Source organism: Methylobacterium sp. BTF04, from assembly GCF_010692745.1.
Taxonomy (GTDB): domain Bacteria; phylum Pseudomonadota; class Alphaproteobacteria; order Rhizobiales; family Beijerinckiaceae; genus Methylobacterium.
The window spans coordinates 274,516-299,517 of sequence record NZ_JAAHTB010000001.1 but is presented as its reverse complement, the minus strand read 5'-3'; the positions used below and the strand labels follow the sequence as shown (position 1 = coordinate 299,517).

The following is a 25,002-nucleotide window of genomic DNA, read 5'->3' as shown; positions in this document are numbered from 1 at the left end:
CGCGCCTCTGCGCGGTGCTGCCACCGCCCTACTTCGCGCTCACCACCACCGCGCCGAAGCCGGTGCGGCCGAAGCGATCGGGGCGGTACATGTCCTCGATGGTGGCGGCCGGGTGGACGTAGGTGCCCGGCGAGACTGCGCGCACGGTGTAGGCCACGCGGAAGAAGGCCGATTGCTCGGGTGTGCGCTCGTAGGCGGCGATAAAGCGGTCGTCGCGGAACTCGGTATGGACCGGCGTCACGTCCGACTTGGCGAAGCTGAGCCCGGTGAGCGCATCCGCATCGAGCAGCTTCGGATTGTCGATCTCCAGGCCCGCCGGCAGGCGGTCCACCAGCAGCAGGCGGCCGGCGCTGGCTTTGGCCTCCGTCACCTTCAGCACCACCACGAGGCGATCGTTCTGGCGCACGCCCTGGGCGAGATCCACAGCCGACCCATCGAGGCGATGATAGCTGCGCTCCACCGTGTAGCCATGAGATTCCGCCGGCTCGGGCGCGATCGGGTTGCCGGTGACGCTGATCACCGCCTGTGCGGTGGTGCTGCCGGCATTGACGATAGTGACGGGTTTGGTCTCCAGCGTCGCGCCCCGATAGAGGCGGGCGAGAGCGCCCGACTCCGGCTTGCCGTCGACGGTGAAGCGCAGAGCCTCGGCCTCCTTCGACAGGCCCTCCGCCGCCAGCACCATCCAGGCGTTCTCCTGCGTACTGGTGGTGCGCCCGCTCGCCCGTTCCTGGGCGATGACCGCGCCGAGCGGTTGCACGCTGTCGCGGGCGAGACCGGTTTCGGCGGCGAGCGCCAGCAGGCCGGCGCCGTCGCGCAGGCGCGACCCGTAATCCGGCCGGTAGGCTGCGGCATCGACAGGCGTCTTCAGGGCGGCCACCGCCCCCTCGAACGCCTTGGCTGCCCGGCCGCGATCGCCCAGCAGCGCCAGCGCCGCCGCGATCTGGCCGCGCCCGAGCGGCGTCGCGAAGTCGCCGAGCTTGGTGTCGGCGAGGTAGCGCAGATCGCCCATCACCGGCCGGCCGTTGCGGGCCAGAACATAGGCCGCATAGGCGATGTCCATGCCGCCGTCCCGCACCTCGGTGGTGTTGGCCACGGTGTTGCGCAGGCGGTCGAGCGCATTGGAGAACGCGGTCTGGGGCACGGCGAAACCGCGCTCGCGGGCACGGGTGAGGAAGTCGGTGACATAGGCGTTGAGCCAAGTGTCGCTCGATCCGTCCGTGGACCACAGCCCGAAATCCCCGGAGGAATTCTGGCGGGCGAGCACCCGCTCGATCGCCGCACGCACGCGCTCGTCGACCTGATCGTCGAGCCCCAGCTTGTCGAGGGAGGCGAGCCGGTTGACGTAGAGCAGCGGCATCGCCCGGCTGACGGTCTGCTCGGAGCAGCCATAGGGATAGCGGTCGAGGGCCTGGAGCAGGGCCGGCACGTCGATGCCGGCCAGGTTCGAGGCCGAGACGGAGACCGCGCCCGTGCCCGGCAGGATGTCGGCGAGGAGCTCATTGGTCAGGGACACGCTGGCGCCGGGTTCCAGGGGCCGCACGGAGCGGCGCGCCAGGGCGCCGGTGCCCGGGCCGATGGCGAGCGAGAAGCTCTGGCCGACGCTGCCGGTGATGCCGGGTCCGGAGAGGTTGACGTCGAGGCGCGCCAGGCCGGGGCCGGCGGCGGTGAGCGGAATCACCAGGGCGCCCTTGGCCCCGGCCTCCAGCCGCAGGGTCTTGTGCACCGCCTCGGCCCCGACGAGGACCGGCCCGGCCAGGTCGAGATCCACCGTATAGTCGCCGGCCTGCCCCTCGACGTTGTCGATGGCGACGTGGAAGCGCGAGCGGTCGCCGACGTTGAGGAAGCGCGGCAGCGTGCCGGTGAGCACCACCGGATCGCGGATGATCACGTCGGCCTGGGCCGCGCCGACCTTGGCTTTGCTCCAGGCGGTGACCATGACCCGGCCGGTACCGTTGAAGGCCGGCAGGGGAAAGCTCACGCTCACCTTGCCGTCGGGACCGACGGTGACGGGGCCGGAATACAGGGCCAAGGGGGCCTGGCTCGGCGGCGAATCGGCGAGTTCGCCGGCGCCGCCATCACCGCCCGACCGGATGGCGCCGAGAGTGCCCTGCATGCCGTCGATGAGGTAGCCGTAGACGTCGCGGATCTCGGGGCCGAGCGCTTTCTGGCCGAAGAAGTGGCCGAAGGGATTGGGCGATTCGTAGCGCGTCAGGTTGAGGATGCCGACATCGACCAGCGCCACCGTGACCCGCGCCTCCTCGCCGGATTTCAGCCCGGCGAGCTGGATCGGCAGGGTCAGGGTCTCGCGCGGCCGGGTCTTTGCCGGCGCGTCCACGGTGACGGTGAGGCTGCGGCTGTCCTTGTCCACCGCGAACCACGCCACACCGAGCGCGCGGCCGGGCAGACGCTTGGCCGCCTGATCGAGGGGCCGGTAGGCGGTGGCGACGAGGTAGGCGCCCGCCCCCCATTCGGCCTTCACCGGAATGTCGACGGTGGTTCCCCCGGCGGCCACGTCCACGGTGAGCAGCGCGTGGACCTTGTCGCTCACCACCGCCAGCGTCGCCTGCCCCTTGAACTTCGGCTGGAGTCGGGCGCGCAGGGTCTCGCCGGCCGCATAGGCCGGCTTGTCGAGGCGCAGATCGAGTAGGTCCGGCACATCCGCGGTCTCGCCGCCGCCCCAGCCCACCGTGAAGGTGACGCTCGCGGCGGCGGCGGGCCGGCCGGGCACGCTCGCCTCAAGCCGGTAGGTGCCGTAGGTCACGCTGGCGGCGACCCGGCCCGGTGCGTCGGGCTTCAGGTCGAGGGTTCCGTCGGCGATGCGACGGGTGCTGGTGACGGGCTCGAACGACCAGCGCCCGCCCTCGCGGTACCATTGGTAGTTCTTCTCGACCCGTTGCAGGGTCCAGGCAACATTGGCCTGGGCGAGGCGCTGCCCGTCGGGGGCGGCCATCACCACGTCGAACCCGGCGGTGCCGCCCTCGGCGAGGTCGCCGGAGAACGTCTTGCGGATGCCGAGCACCGGACCCTCGGGCAGGATCGGCAGGGTGAGGCTGCGGCTGAGTGCCCGCCCCCCCGGCTCGCCGACCTGAAGCGTGATCTTGGCCTCGACGGGGCGCGGAGCGCTGAGGGTCTGCACAGGCACCACGAGGGTCGCGGCGCCCTTCGCGTCGGTGGTGGCGTGGGCCTCGATCTCGGCGGACGCGGCCTCCACGCGCTCGTCGTCGAGGCCGATGGAGAAGCCGTCCAGGCCCTTGATGCCGCTGGTGGCGGCCTGCTGCACCAGGACGGAGCCCGAGACGTCGAGGCCGGCGCCCGGTGCGCCGTAGAGATAGCGCGCGGCCACCGCGATGGTGGCGGGCGCGCCCCTGGTGAATGTCGGGGTCGCGCTGGACAGGGTCACGTCGAGGCGCTCGGGGACGTAATCCTCCACCAGGAAGCTCGCCTCACCGATCGCCGGCGCCTTGGGGTCGGTATAGGCCGCCACCCGCCACGTGCCGTGCATCGCGCCGGCCATCAGCGGCAGCGGGTATCCGCGGCCGCCCAGCCCCGCATCGGCGACTTGCGTGCGGCGATATTCGACGCCGTCGGGGCGCTTCACCACCAGCGTCACCGGCACCTCCGGCACCGCGACGCCCTGCGCATCGCGCAGCAGGGCGGTGAGGTTCACCGTCTCGCCCGAGCGGTAGACCCCGCGCTCGGGAAAGACATAGGCTTCGACGGCGCCGGGCTGCGGCCGACCCTTCACGCCGCGATCGGTGAGATCGAAGGCGGATTGATTGAGATCGAGAAAGCCGTAATCGTCGGCGAGCTGCGCCACCACGAGACCGGGCGCGATGCCGCCCTCCCCGCGGGCGAGGCCCGGCGCGAACGCCACGTGGCCCTGGCCGTCGGTCTTGGCGGTGGCCAGCACCTCGTTGTTGCGCGCCACCAGCCTAATCTCGGCCCCGGCCACCACCTCGGCGGAGGCGAGCGAGCGGGCGAAGACGTGAACCCCGTCACGGCCCTTGAACACGGTGAGACCGAGGTCCGAGACCACGAACCATTGCGTGGCCTGCTGCTCGTAGCCGCCCTCCTCGTCCGGTGTGCCGGCGACCCCGCTCGCCTGAGCCAGCATGATGTAGATGCCGGGCTCGAGCTTACCCACCGCCTGGAGCACCGGGAAGGCGGTGACGGCCTCCTGGTTCAGGTCGGCCTTGGCGGTGTCGAGCACGCCCTTCCAGACCCGGATGCCCTTCTGATCGGCGATGGTCTTTGCCGTCGAACCATTCAGTTGCGACAGGAAATCTTCCGAGCGCAGCGAGGGCAGGAGGCCGCGGTCGCCGACGCGCAGAACCTCGACGTCGATCTTGGGCGCGTTCACCGAGACCAGCGGCACTCCGGCTTGTCCGCTGCGGGGCAGGACGTAGTTGCGGCCGGTGAAGCGCACCTGAGGCGAGCGGTCCCGGACGTAGACCTCGTAATCGGCGGATTTGAGGAGCGTCTCCCCGGCCGCAGACGGGATCCCCTGGCGCAGGACGAAGGCGTAGCGCTCGCCGTGCTTGAGGCCATCGACGCAGATCTGCTGGCCGCTGGCGGTGACGGCGGCGTTGGCCGCACCCGAGACCGCGACGAAGGGGGTGAAGTCGGCCTTCGCCGCGAGCCCCTCCGAGAACTGGAAACAGACGCGCGGAGCGGCGGCATCCGAATCGACCTTGTAGTCGAGGATGCGGAAGCCGTGCTCGGCGCGCAGACCCTCGTAGGTCTCGCGCACGCCGGCCTCGTCGGCGAGCGCGAGGCTGGCGCGATAGGCCTCCAGCGACGGGCGCCATTCGGATTCGTCGGCATAGACCTCGCCCAACGTCGCCAGGGCCTCCGCCTCGGCAGGGGCGGCGGTCGCCCGCAGGTAGCCCTGGTAGGCGGCGGCCCGCGCATTGCGGCGCAGGCGCAGGCGGCTCGCGTAGTCTCCGGCCTCGCTATTGCCGACGGTGCTGGCGGCGCGCGCATAGGCGAGCCAATTGTCGGGGTCGCTCGGCTCGGCGACGACCGCGAGGCTCAAGGGCTTGAGCGCCTCGGCCGGCTTCTCCGCCTCCACCAGCGCGTCGCCCTCGGCCCGCGCCTTGGCGGCCGGGCGCAAGGCGGCCGTACCCGCCTCGGCCTTGAGAGCGGATTCGAGACGGACGCCGTCGCTGGCGAGATCGTCGCGCTGGAAGGTCTTCAGGAGTTTGCCGGGTCTGGCGGGGGCGGCTTTGGACGGGGCGGCCTTGCCGGGGCTCGTCTGCGCCTCGGCGGTGGCCGCAAACCCGACGAATCCGGCGAGGAGGGCAGCGGCGATGCAGCTGGCCGAGCGCCCGAGTCTGGTCGATCCCGACATCATCGATCCCGTCTTCTTATGGCGGCCGACTCAAGGCCTGCCGGTGCGTTGCCGGACCGTAGCACCTCGCGTCTCGCCCGCAACGGCGATAAGCACCGGACCGGACGCCGACTCTCTGGAATTCCGGCGACGGCTCTGCCACAGCTGGGCGCGGTTCCCCGGAGAGCGTGAACGATGGCGCATCACCGCCGAATCAGTAGGATCGGCAGCCACGGCGCAATGGCGCTCGCGGCCTGTCTCATGATCGGCTCGGCCGGCGCGCAGGCTCCGCCGGCACCGGTCAAGCCGAAGCCGGCGGCGACGGCGCCCGATCCGGCCTTCGAGACGGCCAAGGCCGCGTTCGAGGCGCTGCCCGAGACCGAGCGCAAGGGATTGCAGGACGCCCTGATCTGGACCGGCGACTACAACAGCGTCGTCACCGGCACCTTCGGACGGCGCACCTACGATGCGCTCCTGGCCTACGGCAAGCGCAACGGCAGCGCCGGACCGCCCGACGCGGCCGGACGCGCCACTCTCCTCAAGGCCGGCGAGGCGGCCCGCGGCGCGGCGCGCTTCGTCGTGAAACCGGATGCGGCCAGCGGTGCGACCCTCGGCGTGCCCGAACGCCTGCTGCCGAAACGGACGCCCCAGCCCGGGGGCACCCGCTGGCAGAGCGCCGATGGGCGCATCACCGTGGAGACGAAATCGTTTCCCGCCGGCGAGACCGGGCTCGACGCGGTGTTCGCGCGGATCACCGCACCGAGTCCGGACCGGCGCGTGACCTACAAGATTCAGCGGCCGGACTTCCTCGTGGTCAGTGCGGAGACCGCCACCGGCAAGTCCTACATCCGCTACGCCGCCGGCGAGGCCGGCCTGCGCGGCCTGACCATCGGCTACGACAAAGTGCTGTCGGTGGACGTGGACAAGCTCGTCATCGCCATCGCCAACAGCTTCGTGCCGTTTCCCGAGGTGAGCGCGGCTCCAACCGTGCCCTCGGGCCCTATCGCGACAGTCGCCCCGGTGCGACCCGTCCTCCCCACGCCATCCGCTCCCACCGCGACCGGATTGGTCGTCGGGCCGGGGCGCGTCTTGACGAGCGCATCGGCACTGGACGGCTGTGCCACGCCGAGCGTCGGCGGAAGTCCGGCGCGCATCGCCACGCGCGACGCGGCCCGCGACCTCGTCCTGCTGGAGACAGGGCGTCTGCCCGGCATGACCCCGATCACGCCAACTCTACGCGCCGTTTCGCCGGCCGCCGGAGACGACCTTATGGTGCTGGGGGCGAATGCCGAGGGTGTTTCGGTGGCGCCGGGCCAAGCCGGATCGGACGGAAACCGGGTGATCGCACCGCTGCAGCCGGGGGCCGGCGGCGCCCCGGTTCTCGACCGGACGGGCGCCCTCGCGGGCCTCGTGGTGCGGTTCCCGGCCGCGCCCCGCCTCGTGGCGGGGATCGTGCCGCCCGCGAGCTATGGTCTGGTGCCGGTCGGCGCCCTCGGCGCCTTCCTGGCACAGGCCGGAATCGCGAACCCGCCCGCATCGGCATCGATGCGGACGGGTTCGGTCGGGGCCGCAGCTGCGGGGTTGGCGGGCGCCGTCGTCGGCATCACGTGCCGGCCGTGACGAGCGCCCGCACTGGGCGGTCAGATTCGCCCGGTGACCAGCAGCACGATCAGGATGATGATGAGGATACCGCCGAGGCCGAAGCTCTGGCCGCGATAGGCGCCGCCGCCGAGGAAGTTGCCGCCGCCGAGAACCGCGAGAATCAGGATGATGATAAGGATGGTGGTCAGGGTCATGGACGGGAACTCCGGCTCGTGCCCAACCGATGTGGCTTGAGCTTGACCGTTGAAACGCCCTTGAGCCGATTCCGTTCAATGGCGCCTGCGTCAAATCGGCGATTTGCCGGCAAATTCCGCATCAGGCGCGCCAATCGGGCAGATTGTCCGGCGCGGCCTCCAACCAGCCCGGCACCGGCAATCCGCGTTCGCGCAGGAAACCCGGATTGAACAGCTTCGAGGCATAGCGCGCCGCGCCATCGCACAGGATCGTCACGATGGTGTGGCCCGGTCCCATGTCGCGGGCGAGCCGGATCGCCCCGGCGACGTTGATGCCTGACGAGCCGCCGAGGCTCAGCCCCTCCTCGCGCATCAATCCGAACACGATGGCGAGCGCTTCGCCATCGGCGATGCGGAAGGAATGATCGGGGGTGAAACCTTCGAGGTTCCTGGTGATACGGCCCTGTCCGATGCCCTCGGTGATCGAGGAGCCTTCGGCCTTGAGCGTGCCGGTGGTGTAATAGGAATGGAGCGCCGAGCCCTCCGGATCGCTGAGCGCGATCCGCACGCCGGGTTTGGCTGCGCGCAGGGCGGCGGCCGTTCCGGCCAGCGTACCGCCGGTGCCGGCCGCGCAGACGAAACCATCGACGACGCCGCGCGTGGCGAGCAGGATTTCGGGGCCGGTGGTCTCCAGGTGGGCCTGCCGGTTTGCGAGGTTGTCGAACTGGTCGGCGAAATACGCGCCGCCGGATTCGGTCTGCGCCAGTCGCTCGGCCAGTCGGCGGGCAGCATGGACGTAGTTGTTCGGATTGGCGTACGGCACCGCCGGGACTTCGACGAGGCGGGCGCCGGCGAGCCGCAGCGTCTCTTTCTTTTCCGCCGACTGGGTCTCCGGGATGACGATGACCGTGCGGTAGCCGCGCACCGCCGCGACCAAGGCGAGGCCGATGCCGGTATTGCCGGCCGTCCCCTCGACGATGGTGCCGCCCGGCCGAAGCGCGCCGCGCGCCTCCGCATCCCGGATGATCGACAGCGCCGCGCGGTCCTTCACCGACAGGCCGGGATTGAGGAACTCGGCCTTGCCGAGGATGGTGCAGCCGGTCTCATCCGAGGCACGCTTCAGATGGATCAGCGGCGTGCCGCCGATGGCCGAGAGGATGTCGGGCTGGACGTTCATCGGCCGGTGATGCCTCTCGATGGCAGGCAGCGTCGGCGGGACGCGGTCCTGCGTCAGGCGCTCAGAGCCCGGTTCACGGTGGAGCGCAGGTCTGCGAGCGAGAACGGCTTGGTCAACACATCGGTGACGATGGCGTCGAGGCCGCGCGCGCGCTCGCGTTGATCGGCAAAGCCGGTCATCAGCAGGATCGTCAGATCGGGAAAGTCGCGTTTGGCCGCCAGCGCCAGGGCGATCCCGTCCATCAGCGGCATCCGGATGTCGGTGAGCATCAGGTCGAACGCACCATCCGCCTCGGTGAGGCGGTCGAGGCCGTCGCTCCCGTCGGTGGCGGTGACGACGGAATGCCCGTCGATCTCGAGGCCCCGCTTGAGGAACCCGCGAACCGTCTCTTCGTCATCCACGAGCAGGATGCGCGCCATCTCTCGTCTGGTTCTCTCGATGGGGGATTTCAGTCACGCAAGGACGCGCCGCGCCTGTCAAGGGACGCGGAGCCCTGCACGTGTCGATTGTCTCGGAAAACGTACAGGTACGGACGTTTCGGACATCGGGCCAATACGGTTACGTACCTCAGGTGCCGCCGAACAGGTCGGGCTCGCGGCTGTCGTAATCGACGAGGCCGACGAACGGCAACTGCCGGTAGGCATGCGCCACGTCCATGCCGTAGCCGACCACGAACACGTCGGGGCAGGTGAAGCCGACGAAATCGGCGTCGATGGTCACCGCGCGCTTGCCCGGCTTCTCCAGCAGCACCGCGGTGAGCACCCGCTTGGCGCCGCGCGCCATCAGAAGATCCTTGGCGAACACGATGGTCCGGCCGGATTCGAGGATGTCGTCGATGAGCAGGACGTCGCGCCCGCGCACTTCGCTCTCCACGTCGCGCAGGATCTCGACCTGACCCGAGGAGACGGTGGCGGTGCGGTAGCTCGACAGGTGAACGAACTCCGCCTGCGGCTCCAGCCCGGCCCGGTGCAGGGCGCGCAGCAGGTCGGCGGCGAACATGAAGCTGCCCTTGAGCACCGCCACCACCAGAAGGTTCTCGGGGCGGGCGGCGGCAATGGCGGCGGCGAGTTCTTCGGTGCGCCGGGCAATGGCGGTTTCGTCGAAGAGCACACGCACGCGGCGGGAATCGGTCGTCTTGATATCGCTCGTCATAGGGCGTTCCATATCACGGGTGTCCGGTTCTGACACCGGTCTTGACCTCAGGCGCGTCCATCGCCGTCGAAGCGGTGGTCTCGGGCACCTTCGCATCGGCAGCAAAACGCACCTGCACCGCGCGTCCCTGGATTGGCGGAGCCGACAGGCTGGCGCGGAAGCGGGCGGTCTCGCGGTTCTTCATCGCCGGGCGCGGCGGCGCGATGCTCCAGCGATACAGCGACTGGTCGTTCGCGTCGCGGACCTCCACCTCGATGGGCGGCACCGTCGCACCGCCCGAGGCGGTTCCGACGAGGTCGCCTTCGACCACGAGCTGCCCGCCCTCCCCCGGGGTCTGGAAGGCGACCACGTCGCGCAGTTCTATCCCACGCAGGTTCACCGGCAGGCCAATCCGAGCGTAGAGCCCCGCACTCTGCGGCACCAGGCGGACGAGCGGGGTCCGGCCGATCAGGGCGACGGCCAGGGCGCCCGTCACCGCGATCCCCAGGATGGCGGCCGGCGGGATGCGGCGCAGGAACGGCTTGGCCGTTTTCGATGCGGCGCGCTTGGCGGTCTTGGCACGGGCGGCGGCGGACGGGTCATCCGCAACCGGGCTCTCGGCCGGCTCTGCGCCGTCCGTCAGGGCCGATTCCCAGGCGTCGAGGGCGGTCTGTGCCGCAGCGCGGCCCTCGGCCGCGCCCGGCCCGGCGGCCGCCATCATCATCTCCGTCATCTCGGCTTCGAGAGCGGCGGAGACTTCGTCGGGGCCGATGAACCAGGTCTCGCGACAGGCGGCGCAACGCACCGAGCGCCCATCCGCCCCGACACGGTCGGTGGGAATCTGGTATTCGCTTGCACAGGACGGGCAGACGATCAGCATGGCGAATCGGCGCCCCGGGTCTCGATCGGCAGTTGCCGGCTCGTGCAAAAAGACTCAAACGGTTTTTGCGCAGCGCGGTTAACGCTCCGTGAAGCGGACGGCGTTTCGATCCAGATGACCGGGCGGGCGATTCGAAAGATGGAGTGCGTGTGGCGGATCGGGTGAACACGGACTCCCTTCTCTCCGGCACAGAGGAGCCGGTGGTCCAATTCGAAAGCGTCGGGATGCGCTACGGCCTCGGGCCGGAGGTGCTCAGCGACGTGAGCTTTCAGATCGCGCCGCGTTCGTTCCAGTTCCTCACCGGCCCGTCGGGGGCCGGCAAGACCACGCTGCTGCGCCTGATCCTGCTGTCGGTGCGCCCGACGCGGGGCCTGGTCTCGGTGTTCGGCGAGGAGGTCAGCGGCATTTCCAGCGAGGCGTTGACCGGCCTGCGCCGGCGCATGGGCGTGGTGTTCCAGGATTTCCGACTGCTCGATCACCTCACCACCTACGAGAACGTGGCGCTTCCCTTGCGCGTCCAGGGCCGGGCCGAGACCAGCTACCGGGCCGAGGTCGTGGAATTGCTGCGCTGGGTCGGCCTGGGCGAGCGCATGCACGTGCTGCCGCCGCTGCTGTCGGGCGGCGAGAAGCAGCGCGCGGCCATCGCGCGGGCGCTCATCGCCCGCCCCGAACTCCTGTTGGCCGACGAGCCCACTGGCAACGTCGATCCCGGCCTCGGCCGGCGCCTGCTGCGGCTGTTCATCGAGCTCAACCGCCTGGGCACCTCGGTCCTCATCGCCACCCACGATTTCGCCCTGATGGACCTCGTCGACGCCCGCCGGCTGGTTCTCGGCGAGGGCCGCCTGCGGGTGGACGCGTAATGGCCGAGACCGCGTCCCCACGGGTGTCCCCGCCGAGCGTGCCGCCGCAGCGGGTGCCGGCACCACTGCCGTCGACGCTCCGGCGCAACGCCCCCCTGGTTCCCACCGATTCGCAGGCGAGCCGCGCGCTCGCCGCGGTCATCGCCATCCTGACGTTTCTCGCCGCCCTTTGCGCCGGGGCGGCGGAGATCGTCGCCTCGAGCGCCGATCAGTGGCAGGGCGCCGTGGCGCAGGAGGTGACGATCCAGGTCCGCCCGAGTCCCGGTCGTGATATCGACGCCGATGTCGGACGCGCCGAATCCCTGGCCAAGGCGGTTCCGGGCATCGCGAAGACACGGGTGTTCACCAAGGCCGAGGCCGAGCGCCTGCTCGAACCCTGGCTCGGCAGCGGCCTCGACCTCTCCGACCTTCCGGTGCCGCGCCTCGTCACCCTGACCCTCGCCGAGGCCGCCACTCCCGACCTGAAACAGCTGCGCACCAATCTCGCCGAGGCCTTGCCGGGGGTCGCGAGCCTCGACGACCATGCCCTGTGGCTGCGGCGGCTCTCGACCATGGCCAACACCTTCGTGGGCGTCGGCATCGGTATCGTCGCCCTGGTCCTCATCGCCACGGGGCTCGCGGTGGTGTTCGCCACCCGCGGCGCCATGGCGGGCAACCGCGAGGTGGTGGAGGTGCTGCATTTCGTCGGCGCCAACGACGACTTCATCGCCCGCGCCTTCCAGCGCCGCTTCTTCGGTCTCGGCCTGCGCGGCGGTATCATCGGCTCGGGTGCCGCGCTCGTCGCCTTCGCGCTCGCCGGGCTGGTGGCCCGCAATTGGCGCTCGGGGCCGGCCGGCGAGGAGATCGAGGCCTTGTTCGGTGCCTTCCACATCGGTTGGCGTGGCTATGCCAGCGTACTCCTCATCGGCGTCATCGCCTCCGTGGTCACCGGGATCGTCTCGCGGCTGACCGTGCGCCGCTTCCTTGCCTGACCCAATCACCGCCCTTGCCCGGAACCGGGCAGAGGCCGCGGGCGGATGGACCGGCACGAGGGCGGCCGTTAACCACCTGTGAACCTTTCGGGTACGAGATGCTTGCCTCGTCGCTGCCCCAATCGGGGCTATCCTGGCGGAGTATGACGACGCGGATGTCACGCAGCGGCACCATGAAGCCCTCGGAGGCCTTCGGTTGGGCCTGGGCCGAGCCGGCATCCCGGACGGCCATGGTCGCGCGCGGATCCGCGAAACGGGACCTCAGCCGCACTTTGCGTGGCCTTCTCGGTCTGGCCGGACTCGGCGGCGTCGCTCTCTTCTCCGGCCTCCTCGCCTTCGCCGCCTGTCTCGATCGCGACGAGCGTATTCCGGTCGAGCGTGCCGACGGCATCGTGGCGCTCACCGGCGGGGCTCAGCGCATCGGCGACGCCATCGACCTGCTGGCCAACGGCTTCGGCCGGCGCCTGCTCATCACCGGAGTCAACGAGCGCACCAGCCGCGACGAGATCGCACGGCTCAACCCGACCCAGCGCCACTGGATCGATTGCTGCGTCGATCTCGATTACCGGGCCCGCAACACCATCGGCAACGCCATCGAGACCCGGCGCTGGATGCGCCAGCATAGCTTCAACACAGTGGCGGTGGTGACCTCGAACTACCACATGCCGCGCACCCTGGTGGAACTCGACCACGCCCTGATGGGCGACGACCGGGTGGTGCCCCACCCCGTGGTCGGCGAAGGCTTCGATGCGGATCGCTGGTGGCGGCACCCGGCCTCGGCCAAGCTCCTCGCCTCCGAATATCTCAAGTTCCTGGTGGCCTGGGTCCGAACCCGCTTCGAGCACGACCCCGAGCGCTCGCGCGCCGCGATCCTGATCGGGCGCGGTAAACCGATCAGAATGGTGGCCGAACCGTTGCTCCTGCGCGGGCAGCAATAGGCTCAGGGTTCCCGTGTGCCGCCGACCAGCCGGGCGGTGACGCCCTCAGAGCCCCTTGCAGCGAACGCGAATCAGCCCCGAAAACTCTTTCTCTGAGCTCTGGACTTGCGCCAAGCGCTCGCTGCGGTCGGCACCCGACAGGCAGCGGCCATAGACGCTGGCGACGCGGCGCATGGTCTCCACGTGGCGGCGCCAGACCCGACAGCGGTCGGCATCGTCGCCGCCCGCCTGTTCGAGCTGGTCGAGGGCTTGGCGCTGCATCGAGCTGGCCACCAGCACGTCGCGCGCGCAGGCGACGTCGGAGGGCCCGGCCTGCACCGGCGAGATGGCGAGTCCGATGCCGCAAGCGGCAAGCGACAGGATGCGGCGCGGCATCGTGCTCACGCCGCCTGCGACGCCGAAGTGTGGGTGAGGAGTGCATAGAGCGCGCTGGCATCACGGGCGGCGCGGATGCGTTCCAGGATGCCGGGCTCGCGCAACAGGCGGGCCACCTGCGCCAGCGCCTTGAGATGGTCGGCACCCGAGCCCTCGGGAGCGAGCAGCAGGAAGGCGATGTCCACCGGCTGGCCGTCGAGCGCGTCGAAATCCACCGGGCGTTCCAGGCGGGCGACCAAGCCGAACAGCCGGTCGAGGCCGGGCAGCTTGCCATGCGGGATCGCGACCCCGTCGCCGATGCCGGTGGAGCCGAGGCGTTCGCGCTGGAGCAGGGTCTCGAACACCTCGCGCTCGTCGAGCGCCGGCAGCTGGCGCACGGCGTGTGCGCTGAGCTCCTGGAGAATCTGCTTCTTGGCGCGGGCACGCAGAGATGGCACCACGGAATCCGGACTGAGGAATTCCAGCACTGGCATGTAGGACCATCGCCCCGTCGGCGGCGGCCGGCATGGCCACCGCTGATTGAAAGTTCGGGCCACGTGCGGCCCGCGAAGTCAATCGACCGGGTTCGATCTCTGTTCCCGGCCGGCGCTCAGGCGCCCGCTTCGGCCGGATCGACCCAGCCGATCGCCCCGTCGCTGCGGCGGTATACGACGTTGATGCGTCCGGTGCCAGCATGAACGAACACGATCACCGGGGCGCCGGTGAGGTCGAGGGCGGTGACCGCCTCGCTCACCGAATGGCGCTTCAGGGTCTTGGTGCTCTCGGCCACCACCGGAGGATGGGAGACGTCGTCCTCATCCGCGTCCTCGTCGTCGTACCCGTCGGCCTCGGTGTCACTGGGCGCGGCGAACACCGCATAGGCCGCCTGGACGGTCGCGCCCTCGTGGGCGGCCGCGCCGTGATCCTTGAGGCGATGCTTGTAGCGGCGCAGGCGCTTTTCGAGGCGGTCCGCGGTCTGCTCGAAGCTCGCATGGGCGTCGTGCGCAGCCCCCGAGGCTTCCAGCGTCAGCCCCGAGACCAGGTGCAGCACGCAATCGGTACGGTACGCGGTCCCGTCCCGCCGCAGGGTGACGTGGCCCGAGCAGGTCTCGGTCATGTGGCTGTCGAGATATTTCGAGAGGGTGGCCGCCATTCGCTCCTCGACACGCCCCCGCAAGGCTTCGCCCAGGTCCAGGCCGTGGCCTGTCACGCGCAATGACCCCATGATCCCTCCGGATTTCGTTGCTTTCGGGGCCTGAGTTAAGGAGCCTCGCGAAGAGAAGTCAACGGAATCGGGAGCGGGGTCGACGGAGGCCGTATCGCGCGACCGGGACCGGCCGGAGACCCGGCCCGCCACGCTCGGGGTTTCACCGCACCGCATACGCGAAATGCTCGCGCCGGCGTTCGATGGAAGAGGGAATCCGAAGCGATTCCCGGTACTTCGCCACGGTGCGGCGAGCTATGTCGATACCCTCGTCGCGCAGGCGCTGAACCAGGGCGTCGTCGGAGAGCACGTCGCTCGGTGCCTCGCCGTCGACGAGTTGCTTGATGCGGTGGCGTACGGCCTCGGAGGAATGCGAGGCGGTGCCGGCCGCACCCGGAATCGCGGCGGTGAAGAAGTACTTCATTTCCAGCGTGCCGCGGCTCGTGCCGATCGACTTGTTCGAGGTCACGCGGGAGACGGTGGATTCGTGCATGCCGATCGCCTCGGCCACGGTCTTCAGGTTGAGCGGGCGCAGATGCGCCACCCCGTGCAGGAAGAACGCATCCTGCTGGCGCACGATCTCGGAGGCGACCTTCAGGATGGTGCGAGCCCGCTGCTCCAGGCTGCGGGTGAGCCAGTTGGCGGTCTGGAGGCATTCCGACAGGAAGGCCTTGTCGCCGTCCGCCGCCGCGCCGCGCGAGACGCGGGCATAGTAGCTCTGGTTCACCAGAACCCGCGGCAAAGCCTCGGCGTTGAGCTCCACCAGCCATGACCCGTCGGGGGCGGCCCGCACGAACACGTCCGGGATCAGCACCTCGACGGCGCGGGTGCCGAAGGCCCGGCCGGGCTTGGGATCGAGGCGGCGCAACTCAGCCAGCATGTCGACGAGATCCTCGTCGTCGACGCCGCATAGGCGGCGCAGGCTGGCGAAATCGCGCTTGGCCACCAGGTCGAGGCGCGAGACCAGCGCCTGCATCGCCGGATCGAACCGGTCGCGGTCGCGCAGCTGCAGGGCGAGGCATTCGGCGAGATCGCGCGCGGCGATGCCGGCGGGCTCGAAGCTCTGCACCAGCTTGAGCATGCGGGCGACGCTGTCGAGGGAGGTTCCGAGCCGCTCGGCAACCGCGTCGATGGACTCGCGGAAATAGCCGGCGTCGTCCACCGCATCGATGAGGAAGCCGCCGATCAGGCGGTCGGCCGGATCGCGGGTGGCGAGATCGAGCTGCGCGGCCAGATGTTCGCGCAGGGAGGTTTCGGAGGTGAGCGTCGCCTCGAAATCGGGGGCGTCCCCGTCGAAGCTGCCGCCGGTATTGCCGTAGGGGGCTGGCGTCAGCGACAGCATATCGCCGGAGGCCGCCTCGCGCGCGTGGCTCGGGTTCTCGTCGGCGAACACGTTGTCGAGGCGGGTATCGAGAGCGCTCTCCATCTCGGCGCTGCTCGCGGTGAGCGTGGTGGCGATCCAGGGCTCCTCGCCGCCGTCGAACTCGCCGTCCCCGTCGCTCGCATTGTCCGGTGGCGCCTCCGCGGGAGCCCGCTCGGATTCCGCCTCGCCCTCCACCCGCTCCAGCAGCGGATTGCGCTCGAGTTCGGCATCGACATAGGCGGCGAGATCGAGCTGCGAGAGCTGGAGAAGCTTGATCGCCTGCAAAAGCTGAGGCGTCATCACCAGGGCTTGGCCCTGGCGCATTTCCAGCCGTTGCAGCAAGCTCATGATGGTGCCCCGATTGCCCGAGTCGCGCCCCCGCCCAGTAGCGCGCGCTACCGCGATCCGGGTTTAGGCATAAATCTTGCTTCTTTTTTGCCAATCCAGGTCTAGCGCCATCGCGGCTGCGCGTCAAAGCGTGATGACGGTTGTCTGCATGCGAATTGTGCACGGATCCGGAACGTCACAGTCCTGGCGTTGCGCGCCAGCGTGACAGGTGTCCGATAACAAAGGTTTTCCGGGGCTGTGCGACAGCGCGCCGTTTCGCTCTACAGGCGAAAATCTTCGCCGAGGTAGAGCCGCCGCGCGTCGGCATTCGCGACGATCTCGTCGGGCGTGCCTTCCGTGAGGATGCGGCCCGAATGAGCGATGTAGGCGCGGTCGATGAGGCCGAGCGTCTCGCGCACGTTGTGGTCGGTGATCAGCACGCCGATGCCGCGCTGCTTGAGATGCTTCACCAGATCCTGAATATCGCCCACCGCGATGGGGTCGATACCGGCGAAGGGCTCGTCCAGCAGCATGAAGGACGGCGACGAGGCCAGCGCCCGGGCGATCTCGCAGCGACGGCGCTCGCCGCCCGACAGCGCGATCGAGGGGGATTTGCGCAGGCGGGCGATATCGAACTCTTCGAGGAGCGAATCGAGCTTGCGCTCGCGCTCCTTCCGGTCGGGCTCGGCCACTTCGAGCACCGCGCGGATATTGTCCTCCACCGACAGGCCGCGGAAGATCGAGGCCTCCTGCGGCAGGTATCCGATGCCGAGGCGGGCGCGCTGGTACATCGGAAGGTGGGTGATCGGCAGGCCGTCGAGGCTGATCGACCCGCGATCGGCCGAGACCAGGCCGGTGATCATGTAGAAGATCGTGGTCTTGCCGGCACCATTGGGCCCGAGCAGGCCCACCGCCTCGCCGTTGCGCACGGTCAGGCCCGCCTCATGGACTACGGTGCGGGCGCCGTAGCTCTTGCGCAGGCCGCGCACCGACAGGATGCCGGGGCCGCCGCCATCGGCGGTATCCACCGCGGTGTCGCGCGCCTTGGACCCGCGGCGAAACAGGCGCCCGAGGAACGACGTGGATTGCAGCGATGGCGCCGGGGCAGCGGCCTGGGACGCCTCGGCACCGGGCGCCTGGAGGGCGACGCTCAATTCGCCTGCGCCCGCGGCTTGGCCGCAGGCTTGTCGCCCACGGCCTCGGACGGCTTGGTGTCGGAAGGTTTGGCGTCGGAAGGTTTGGGCGCCGCCTTGGCGGCAGCGGCAGGCTGCGCGCAACCCTTGCCCGCCCCCTTGGCCTCGCCCTCCTTCTGCGGAACGAACAGAGCGGAGACGCGGCCTCCCGCCACCGGGTCCATGTTCGCCCGGCCGGTGTTCATGTCGTAGACGAGGCGCGAGCCGCGGGTGACGTTCTGACACTGGCTCAGCACGACATTGCCGGTGAGCACGATGCGCTTGGCTTCCTGGTCGAACACGGCGTTGTCGCCGGTGGCGACCTGGTCCTTCTGCACCACCGTCACCGGCCCGGCGCATTCCACACGCTGAATGCCGTTCTCGCCCATTGCGGCCGGCGTCTTCTCGGGCGCAGCCTTGGCGTCGTCGGCGCCGTCCTTCGCGGCTTCGCCCTTGTCGGACTTGGCGTCGCCCTTGGTGTCGCTCTTCGCGTCCTTGGCGCGCTTGTAGCGCACGGTCATGGTCGAGCAGCGGATGGTGCTGTCGCCCTGGACCGCCACGACGTTGCCGGCGAAGATCGCCTTGTTCTCGCGGTCGAACACATCGAGCCGGTCGGCATCGATCTTGATCGGCTCCTTGCCGCCACCGCCGAGATTACCGAGCCCCGAGGCCGGCTTGTCCTTTTTGGGCGCGGTCTCCGCAGCCGCCGGCCCGGCCAGTACCAGCACGGCCGCAGACACCGCGATCCAGGCGGCAGGCTTCGTCAGGCGCATGCGGTTCACCGGCGGACATCCCCGTCGGACGGCTCGGCCGACGTCGTGCGGATGCGCGCCGCGGCATCGGCGACCTTGTCGGCGGTCGGCGCCTTGTCGGCCTCGTGCTTGTCGGTTTCGTGCAGCACCGTGTGGACGTTGCCGATGAAGGAGATGATGTGGCCGCTATCGGTGACGTCGAGGGTGTCGGCCGCCACCGTGCCGCTCGGGATGGTGACGGCCACTGCCTCGTTCGACCGCACGGTACCGGCCTTGAAATCGACATCCGCCGTCTTGAGGCGAATCTCCTCGCCCTTGTCGGTCCAGATGCGGATGTCCGTCTCGAGGCCCAGTGATTCGCGGGCGGAATCGAACAGACCTGACGCCGCTTCGAGATGGGCGATACCGCCCTTGTCGTCGGTGTTGAGGTGGCCCTTCATCGCCTGGAGTTCGATGAGGCTCGGCTTGCGCACATCCTGGAACGCGGCTGTGGCGGTGACTTCGTAGCCCCTGTCGCCCTTGCGGAAGCCGGAGAGGCGCGGGCTCTCCATCTTCACCTTGGTGCCCGAGAGACTGACCGGACCGAAGCTGACGCCCGGCACGATGTGTCCGAACGGGTTGAACAACGTGGCGACGGCGAGCACCACCACTGCCGATCCGGCGGCGAGCGGGATCAGCCGGCGCAGGCGGCGGACCTGTGCGCTGTGATTGCGCGCCCGGGCATGGGCACGGGTCCGGAGCGCGTCGGCGCGGGGGCCGGCGGAGCCGTTGATTGCGAGGGCGTCGACCACCTGCATGGCGTTCCTGAAACACTGCGCCCGGAAAAAACGTCGCCCGGAAAACTTCGGTCGCCTAGACCTTTGCCTCCGGCATGGATGGATCGCCGGATGCGCGCAGGCGGTGGCAAAGTTGTGGCCGGGCCGATGTTATGGCCAGAGCATTGAGGAATGATCAATCGCAGCCGGCGCGGGACGCGACGCTTCGCGCGGTTCGTCTCATGCCGATGTGCGGCGGCGCACGGCCGACTTCAGGTGTGCGCGAAGATGTCGGTTTCGGGCCAGCCGGCAAGATCGAGGCGGGCGCGGGTCGGCAGGAAGTCGAAGCAGCTCTGGGCGATCTCGGTGCGACCCTCACGGGCCAGCATCGCATCGAGGCGGGTGCGGGCGGCATGGAGGTGCAGCACGTCGGAGGCTGCGTAGTCTACCTGCGCCTGACTGAGGGTGTCGGCGCCCCAATCGGAGGATTGCTGCTGCTTGGAGAGATCGACACCCACGAGTTCGCGGACCACGTCCTTGAGACCATGCCGGTCGGTGTAGGTCCGCGCCAGTTTCGAGGCGACCTTGGTGCAATAGACCGGCGCCGGCATCACCCCGAAGGCATTGAACAGCACCGCGAGGTCGAATCGGGCGAAGTGGAAGATCTTGACGGTGCCTGGATCGGCCAGGACCCGTTGGAGGTTGTCGGGCGCGTCGGCACCGGGGATGATCTGCACCACGTCGGCGCTGCCGTCGCCCCGCGAGATCTGTACGACGCAGAGCCGGTCCCGGTGCGGGTTCAGCCCCAATGTCTCGGTGTCGATCGCGATGGCAGGGCCTGCCACGTAACCGGCGGGCAGATCGCCGCGATGGACGCGGATCAAGGGCTGGGGCGCCATGGGGTGCGGGTCTTCGGATCAGATTTTCGGGTCGGTCAGGCGGCCCGTAACATTCGCGCCAACCGCCGACAAGGGTACCGGCTTGGCACCTTTGCTTAGGTCTCGGGCACGTCCGGAACACGTTCGTGATCCTGTGCGCGCCCGAGACCAGTCTGTCAGGTCAATCGCTTATTTCTGCTTGGCGATGATCTTGTCCTTGATCCCGTCATAGACGCCTTGCGGGATGATCTTCTTCGAGACGAGTTCGTCCTTGCCCCGGTAGGGGCGGCCCTTGACGATCGCCGCGGAGCGCGCGGCGCCGATGCCCGGCAGGGCATCGAGTTCGGCCGGCGTGGCGCTGTTGAGGTCGAGCAGGGTCGCCTTCTCGGTGGCGGCCTTCTCGGCCGGCTTGGCAGCGGCGGCCGGTGCCTTGGGGGGCATGACGCTGGGCGGCGTCGGGTTGGACGGCGCCGGCACGGCCGGTGCGGGCTTCATCATCGGGGCGGCCGGGCTCGGCGACTGCGCCAGCGCGGGCACGGCGGCAAAGCAGCTCAGCACGGCCAGCGTGCGCAGAAGGGAAGAGGTCATGGGAAACTCCCGGGTCGATGACGCAGTCTCGATGCCGCGCCAGCGTTCGAAGACTTAGGAAAATCCATTTGAACCGCGGCTTAACGCTGCGGCCAGCTTTTGTTTGGATTATGCACTGGCCCGTCACGTGCTATCGCGCTGGCGAGCGGAGTTCGGGTATGCTCCAAGTCCTGTCGCGTGGGCTCTAGCCATCGGACGTCGGTGCGGCTATAAGGCCGGTCTCGAATATCCGTTTGAACGCGGTGCCGAGGCGATCCCTTCGCGGTGAGCCGCCCAGGCGCCTTTTTATCGTTAAGTCAGGACCCTCCCATGGCCGTTCCGAAGCGAAAGACCTCCCCCTCGCGGCGCGGCATGCGCCGGTCCGCCGATGCCCTCAAGGCCCCCACCTATGTGGCCGACAAGGATTCGGGCGAACTGCGTCGTCCCCACCATATCGACCTGAAGACCGGCATGTACCGCGGCCGTCAGGTTCTCAAGGTGAAGTCCGCCGAGGCCTGACTGCATCGCGATCGCGTCTCCGCGGTCGCCATCGCTGCCAGAATCAAGGCCGCCGCTCGCATCCTGCGGGCGCGGCTTTTTTCGTTTTGATGTGAGCGGTTTTGCTCTTGAGCGGGATCGGCGTCAGGCCCGACGCCGGGCCATCTCTGCGTAGCGGGCGGTCGCCGAACGCGTGCGCTCGATCCGCGAGGCCCTGAGGGTCGGATCGGCACTGACGATGAGCTGAGCCAGGAACCCCGAATCAGGCCTGCGCGCCACACGCCATCCGCAGCGTGGCTCCTGCGGCGACCCCGACATGATCACGAGGTCGCGGCCAGGGTCGACCTGTTCCGTTTCGGGATGTTCGTCCGTCGCAATCCGCCGCATCGCATCCATTCCGCGTGAAACACGGCAAGATGCGCAAGAGTTGGGCCGACGTTAACGGTTCGTCAACCTTTCGTTTTGGGACGACCCCGGCGGGCGAATCGGACGCTCTACTTCTTGGCGAGATCCTCGAGGCGCGACTGCATCTCCGCCATCTGGCGCTTGAGATCGTCGAGATCGCCACCGCCGCTGACCTGAGCCGGCTGGGGGGGCTTCAATCCCGCGGCGGGATGGCCTCCCATCCCGGACAGCGGCCCGGTGCCGAAGGCGGTGAACATCTTCATGGCATCGCCGAAGAAGTTCATGTTGGCCCGCACCTGCTCTTCCAGAGCGGTCTGGAACGCCGCCGGCGCGAAGCTCTGGGTCATCTTCTCGCGCAGACCGTCCTGGTCGCGGGCGAAGTTGGCCATGGAGAATTCGAGGAAGCTCGGCACCATCGTGCGCATGCTGTCGCCGTAGAACCGGATCAGCTGGCGCAGGAACGCCACCGGCAACAGATTGTCGTCGCCGGCCTTGTTCTCCTGCTCGAAGATGATCTGCGTCAGCACCGAACGGGTGATGTCGTCGCCAGAGCGCGCATCGTAGACGAGGAAATCCTCGCCGTTCTGCACCATCGTCGACAGATCCTCGAGGGTGACGTAGGTCGACGTCCCGGTGTGATACAGGCGCCGATTGGCGTATTTCTTGATGACGGTGTGATTGGACTTACCGTTATCCGCCATCTGTCGTGGCCTCTCCCGACGCGATCCTGCCAGCACGCGATCCCCGCAACGTTGCAACAACGTCGGAGGGTCTCTCCGCGCGCACGCTCGACCTTAAAGCTTTCTCCTGCCGACGAAAACAGCAATCTGCCCGCCATCCCCGCAGAATAGTGCCATGCGCGGAATGACGATGGCCCATTCGCCTCGCAAAACGTCTCAGACTCCGGCTTGACTTCGGTAAGTCGAGGGCTTTCATCCGATGAACGGCAAGAAGCGCGCACGCTCCCCCGGTCGGGAGCGCAAAGGCAGCGTCGGCCGATACGAGGAGAACGTCACCATGGCAGCAGAAGATATCGTCATCGTCGGCGCGGCACGCACCGCCGTCGGCTCGTTCGGCGGGGTGTTCAACACGGTCCCGGCCCACGACCTCGGCGCCGTGGCGATCAAGGCCGCCCTCGAGCGTGCCGGCGTCTCCCCCGACGACGTGGACGAGGTGATCTTCGGCCAGGTCCTCACCGCCGGCGCCGGCCAGAACCCGGCCCGCCAGGCCGCGATCAAAGCCGGCATCCCCGAGAAAGCTACGGCCTGGGGCCTCAACCAGGTCTGCGGCTCGGGCCTGCGGACCGTCGCCATCGGCATGCAGCAGATCGCCAATGGCGACGCCACCGTGATCGTGGCCGGCGGCCAGGAATCCATGTCGCTCAGCCCGCATGCGCAGTACCTGCGCGGCGGCCAGAAGATGGGCGACGTCAAGCTCGTCGACACCATGATCAAGGACGGCCTGTGGGACGCCTTCAACGGCTACCACATGGGCACCACCGCCGAGAACGTGGCCCAGGCCTTCCAGCTCACCCGCGAGCAGCAGGACGAATTCGCGACGCACTCGCAGAACAAGGCCGAGGCCGCCCGCAAGGAAGGCCGCTTCAAGGAAGAGATCTGTCCCGTCACCGTCCCGGGCCGCAAGGGTGACACCATCGTCGACACCGACGAGTACATCCGCGACGGCGCCACCGTGGAGGCGATGGCCAAGCTCAAGCCTGCCTTCTCCAAGGACGGCACCGTGACCGCCGCCAATGCGTCGGGCCTCAACGACGGCGCCGCCGCGATCGTGCTGATGTCGGCCTCGGAAGCCGAGCGTCGTGGGATCAAGCCCCTAGCCCGGATCGTCTCGTGGGCCACCGCCGGCGTCGACCCGAAGGTGATGGGCACGGGCCCGATCCCCGCCTCGCGGAAGGCCCTCGAAAAGGCAGGTTGGACGCCATCCGACCTCGATCTTGTCGAGGCCAACGAGGCCTTCGCCGCCCAGGCGCTCGCCGTGAACAAGGACATGGGCTGGGATACCGCCAAGGTGAACGTCAATGGCGGCGCCATCGCCATCGGCCACCCGATCGGTGCCTCGGGCGCCCGCGTCCTCGTCACGCTCCTGCACGAACTCAAGCGCCGCGACGCCAAGCGAGGCCTCGCCACCCTGTGCATCGGTGGCGGCATGGGTGTCGCCATGTGCATCGAGCGGGTCTGATCCGACTCGCTCAATCGTCACGACAAGACATCTCCGTCACGACAAGACATCTCGAATTGCCGAACAGCGCGGTTCGAGAAATCTTGAGCGGCGTCGCAAATTTAAATGCGTCGCGCAGGTGAAGACCGACCGGCTACATCCGCGCGACGATCGAACGACCCAAAAATCGCAAAAATTCAAAAAAACGGAGGAAATACCATGGCTCAGGAACGTGTTGCCCTCGTCACGGGCGGAACGCGCGGCATCGGTGCCGCCATCTCGATGGGCCTCAAGGCCAAGGGCTACAAGGTCGCCGCGAATTACGGCGGCAACGACGAGGCGGCCGCCGCCTTCAAGGCCGAGACCGGCATCCCGGTGTTCAAGTTCGACGTCGGCGATTTCGCCGCCTGCGAGGCCGGCATCCGCCAAGTCGAGGCCGAGGTCGGTCCGGTGGACATCCTGGTGAACAATGCCGGCATCACCCGCGACGGTGCCTTCCACAAGATGACCTTCGAGAAGTGGCAGGCGGTCATCAAGACCAACCTCGACTCGATGTTCACCTGCACCCGGCCGGTCATCGACGGCATGCGCACGCGCGGCTTCGGCCGCATCATCCTGATCTCGTCGATCAACGGCCAGAAGGGCCAGGCCGGCCAGACCAACTACTCCGCCGCCAAGGCCGGCGTGATCGGTTTCGCCAAGGCGCTGGCGCAGGAAAGCGCGTCCAAGGGGATCACCGTCAACGTGATCGCGCCGGGCTACGTCGCCACCGAGATGGTGATGGCCGTGCCGGAGGACATCCGCAACAAGATCATCGCGACGATCCCCGTCGGCCGCCTCGGTGAGGCCGAGGAGATCGCCCGCGCCGTCGAGTATCTCGCGGCCGAGGATTCGGGCTTCGTCACCGGCTCGACCCTGACCATCAACGGCGGCCAGTACATCGCCTGAGCATCCCCGGCCCGGCGCGTCCCTCGGACGCGCCGGGCCGGCTGCCTTACGACCGCGGCGTCGGCCGCCAATCCGGCGGAGCCATCTCGAAGCCCTCGAACCGGAAGGCCGGTGAGACCGTACAGCCGACCAGCGTCCAGGCGCCGAGGCTCGTCGCCGTCTGCCAATGCCCGGCGGGCACCACGATCTGCGGCTGCTGACCCCGCGCGAGGTCGGGGCCGAGATAAGCCGCGGTGGCATCGTGCCCATTGGGGCTCGTCGTGATCACCAGCGGTGCTCCCGCGTGCCAATGCCAGATCTCGGCGGCATCGACCCGGTGCCACTCGGAGACCTCGCCGACATCGAGCAGGTAGTAGATCGCGCTCCCCACCGACCGGCCCTCCACGGTCCGGGTATCGCGAAAGGTCTCGCGATAGTGGCCGCCTTCGGGATGCGGCACGAGGCCGAGCCGGGCGATGATCTGCGCCGCCGTCGCGTCGGTGCCTGTGTTCATGAGTTCCAACCTCCCCTCCGACGCTCGGCGCAGTCCGATTCGGTGCC

At 68.9% G+C, this 25,002-nt stretch carries 25 protein-coding genes; 7 read left to right on the top strand and 18 right to left on the bottom strand.

What is annotated here, in order from left to right; genetic code table 11:
- Positions 1–28 precede the first annotated feature (28 nt).
- Positions 29–5,350 (bottom strand): alpha-2-macroglobulin, encoded by a 5,322-nt coding sequence (locus G3T14_RS01410; RefSeq protein ID WP_163639331.1) that lies wholly within the window; start codon positions 5,348–5,350, stop codon positions 29–31.
- Positions 5,351–5,524: 174 nt separating this feature from the next.
- On the opposite strand from G3T14_RS01410, the gene G3T14_RS01405 reads away from it, so the two are divergent.
- Positions 5,525–6,949 (top strand): serine protease, encoded by a 1,425-nt coding sequence (locus G3T14_RS01405; RefSeq protein WP_163639228.1) that lies wholly within the window; start codon positions 5,525–5,527, stop codon positions 6,947–6,949.
- 20 nt (positions 6,950–6,969) lie between these two features.
- Here G3T14_RS01405 and G3T14_RS01400 read toward each other — a convergent pair whose 3' ends face one another.
- The 5 genes from G3T14_RS01400 to G3T14_RS01380 form a co-directional block, all read right to left on the bottom strand.
- Entirely contained in the window at positions 6,970–7,125 is a 156-nt protein-coding gene (locus G3T14_RS01400; protein WP_163639227.1) for a DUF3309 domain-containing protein, read from the bottom strand.
- A 121-nt stretch (positions 7,126–7,246) separates the two neighbouring features.
- Entirely contained in the window at positions 7,247–8,281 is a 1,035-nt protein-coding gene (locus G3T14_RS01395; protein WP_163639226.1) for a cysteine synthase A, read from the bottom strand.
- 53 nt (positions 8,282–8,334) lie between these two features.
- Positions 8,335–8,700 carry a response regulator gene (locus G3T14_RS01390; protein WP_163639225.1) on the bottom strand — a complete coding sequence of 122 codons (366 nt, stop codon included), beginning with the start codon at positions 8,698–8,700 and terminating at the stop codon, positions 8,335–8,337.
- A gap of 148 nt (positions 8,701–8,848) precedes the next feature.
- On the bottom strand, positions 8,849–9,433 hold the full coding sequence (gene hpt, locus G3T14_RS01385) for a hypoxanthine phosphoribosyltransferase (RefSeq protein ID WP_163639224.1): 585 nt from the start codon (positions 9,431–9,433) through the stop codon (positions 8,849–8,851).
- 13 nt (positions 9,434–9,446) lie between these two features.
- Positions 9,447–10,292: a zinc-ribbon domain-containing protein gene (locus tag G3T14_RS01380; RefSeq protein ID WP_163639222.1), complete on the bottom strand. Its 846-nt coding sequence runs from the start codon at positions 10,290–10,292 to the stop codon at positions 9,447–9,449.
- A gap of 161 nt (positions 10,293–10,453) precedes the next feature.
- Here G3T14_RS01380 and ftsE point away from each other — a divergent pair, with 161 nt between their 5' ends.
- The 3 genes from ftsE (at position 10,454) to G3T14_RS01365 (ending at position 13,061) form a co-directional block, all read left to right on the top strand.
- Positions 10,454–11,152 (top strand): cell division ATP-binding protein FtsE, encoded by a 699-nt coding sequence (gene ftsE, locus G3T14_RS01375; protein ID WP_163639220.1) that lies wholly within the window; start codon positions 10,454–10,456, stop codon positions 11,150–11,152.
- The gene (locus tag G3T14_RS01370) at positions 11,152–12,123 is read left to right on the top strand and encodes an ABC transporter permease (protein WP_204262534.1); all 972 of its coding nucleotides are present in this window, start codon (positions 11,152–11,154) and stop codon (positions 12,121–12,123) included. Before ftsE ends, G3T14_RS01370 begins: the two co-directional genes overlap by 1 nt.
- A gap of 230 nt (positions 12,124–12,353) precedes the next feature.
- Positions 12,354–13,061, top strand: coding sequence for a YdcF family protein (locus G3T14_RS01365; protein ID WP_246732853.1), 708 nt, complete (start codon positions 12,354–12,356; stop codon positions 13,059–13,061).
- Positions 13,062–13,106: 45 nt separating this feature from the next.
- Here G3T14_RS01365 and G3T14_RS01360 read toward each other — a convergent pair whose 3' ends face one another.
- The 9 genes from G3T14_RS01360 to G3T14_RS01320 all read right to left on the bottom strand — a co-directional run bounded on the left by G3T14_RS01360 (position 13,107) and on the right by G3T14_RS01320 (position 20,454).
- Positions 13,107–13,436: a hypothetical protein gene (locus G3T14_RS01360; RefSeq protein WP_163639218.1), complete on the bottom strand. Its 330-nt coding sequence runs from the start codon at positions 13,434–13,436 to the stop codon at positions 13,107–13,109.
- A gap of 5 nt (positions 13,437–13,441) precedes the next feature.
- A complete protein-coding gene (gene ptsN / locus G3T14_RS01355) occupies positions 13,442–13,909 on the bottom strand; it encodes a PTS IIA-like nitrogen regulatory protein PtsN (RefSeq protein ID WP_163639216.1) in 468 nt (155 codons plus the stop codon).
- A gap of 116 nt (positions 13,910–14,025) precedes the next feature.
- Entirely contained in the window at positions 14,026–14,640 is a 615-nt protein-coding gene (gene raiA, locus G3T14_RS01350; protein ID WP_163639214.1) for a ribosome-associated translation inhibitor RaiA, read from the bottom strand.
- A 142-nt stretch (positions 14,641–14,782) separates the two neighbouring features.
- A complete protein-coding gene (gene rpoN / locus G3T14_RS01345; protein ID WP_163639212.1) occupies positions 14,783–16,330 on the bottom strand; it encodes an RNA polymerase factor sigma-54 in 1,548 nt (515 codons plus the stop codon).
- A 260-nt stretch (positions 16,331–16,590) separates the two neighbouring features.
- Positions 16,591–17,373, bottom strand: a complete 783-nt coding sequence (gene lptB, locus G3T14_RS01340; RefSeq protein WP_246732852.1) for an LPS export ABC transporter ATP-binding protein — start codon at positions 17,371–17,373, stop codon at positions 16,591–16,593.
- A gap of 86 nt (positions 17,374–17,459) precedes the next feature.
- Positions 17,460–18,254, bottom strand: a complete 795-nt coding sequence (locus G3T14_RS01335) for an LptA/OstA family protein (protein WP_163639208.1) — start codon at positions 18,252–18,254, stop codon at positions 17,460–17,462.
- 5 nt (positions 18,255–18,259) lie between these two features.
- The gene (locus tag G3T14_RS01330) at positions 18,260–19,030 is read right to left on the bottom strand and encodes a lipopolysaccharide-assembly, LptC-related protein (RefSeq protein WP_163639206.1); all 771 of its coding nucleotides are present in this window, start codon (positions 19,028–19,030) and stop codon (positions 18,260–18,262) included.
- A gap of 230 nt (positions 19,031–19,260) precedes the next feature.
- Complete coding sequence (locus G3T14_RS01325) at positions 19,261–19,887, bottom strand: ribonuclease D (RefSeq protein WP_163639204.1); 627 nt, start codon at positions 19,885–19,887, stop codon at positions 19,261–19,263.
- Positions 19,888–20,055: 168 nt separating this feature from the next.
- Positions 20,056–20,454: a helix-hairpin-helix domain-containing protein gene (locus tag G3T14_RS01320; RefSeq protein WP_163639202.1), complete on the bottom strand. Its 399-nt coding sequence runs from the start codon at positions 20,452–20,454 to the stop codon at positions 20,056–20,058.
- Positions 20,455–20,763: 309 nt separating this feature from the next.
- On the opposite strand from G3T14_RS01320, the gene rpmF reads away from it, so the two are divergent.
- Positions 20,764–20,952, top strand: coding sequence for a 50S ribosomal protein L32 (rpmF, locus tag G3T14_RS01315; RefSeq protein ID WP_018046018.1), 189 nt, complete (start codon positions 20,764–20,766; stop codon positions 20,950–20,952).
- 123 nt (positions 20,953–21,075) lie between these two features.
- Here rpmF and G3T14_RS01310 read toward each other — a convergent pair whose 3' ends face one another.
- Positions 21,076–21,318, bottom strand: a complete 243-nt coding sequence (locus G3T14_RS01310) for a hypothetical protein (protein ID WP_163638977.1) — start codon at positions 21,316–21,318, stop codon at positions 21,076–21,078.
- A gap of 107 nt (positions 21,319–21,425) precedes the next feature.
- Complete coding sequence (gene phaR, locus G3T14_RS01305) at positions 21,426–22,037, bottom strand: polyhydroxyalkanoate synthesis repressor PhaR (RefSeq protein WP_163639200.1); 612 nt, start codon at positions 22,035–22,037, stop codon at positions 21,426–21,428.
- Between the two features lie 316 nt (positions 22,038–22,353).
- On the opposite strand from phaR, the gene G3T14_RS01300 reads away from it, so the two are divergent.
- Both G3T14_RS01300 and phbB read left to right on the top strand, forming a co-directional pair.
- Positions 22,354–23,535 (top strand): acetyl-CoA C-acetyltransferase, encoded by a 1,182-nt coding sequence (locus G3T14_RS01300; protein ID WP_163639198.1) that lies wholly within the window; start codon positions 22,354–22,356, stop codon positions 23,533–23,535.
- A gap of 198 nt (positions 23,536–23,733) precedes the next feature.
- On the top strand, positions 23,734–24,462 hold the full coding sequence (gene phbB / locus G3T14_RS01295; RefSeq protein WP_163639197.1) for an acetoacetyl-CoA reductase: 729 nt from the start codon (positions 23,734–23,736) through the stop codon (positions 24,460–24,462).
- A gap of 46 nt (positions 24,463–24,508) precedes the next feature.
- Here phbB and G3T14_RS01290 read toward each other — a convergent pair whose 3' ends face one another.
- Complete coding sequence (locus G3T14_RS01290) at positions 24,509–24,955, bottom strand: cupin domain-containing protein (RefSeq protein ID WP_163639196.1); 447 nt, start codon at positions 24,953–24,955, stop codon at positions 24,509–24,511.
- Between the last annotated feature and the right edge of the window lie 47 nt (positions 24,956–25,002).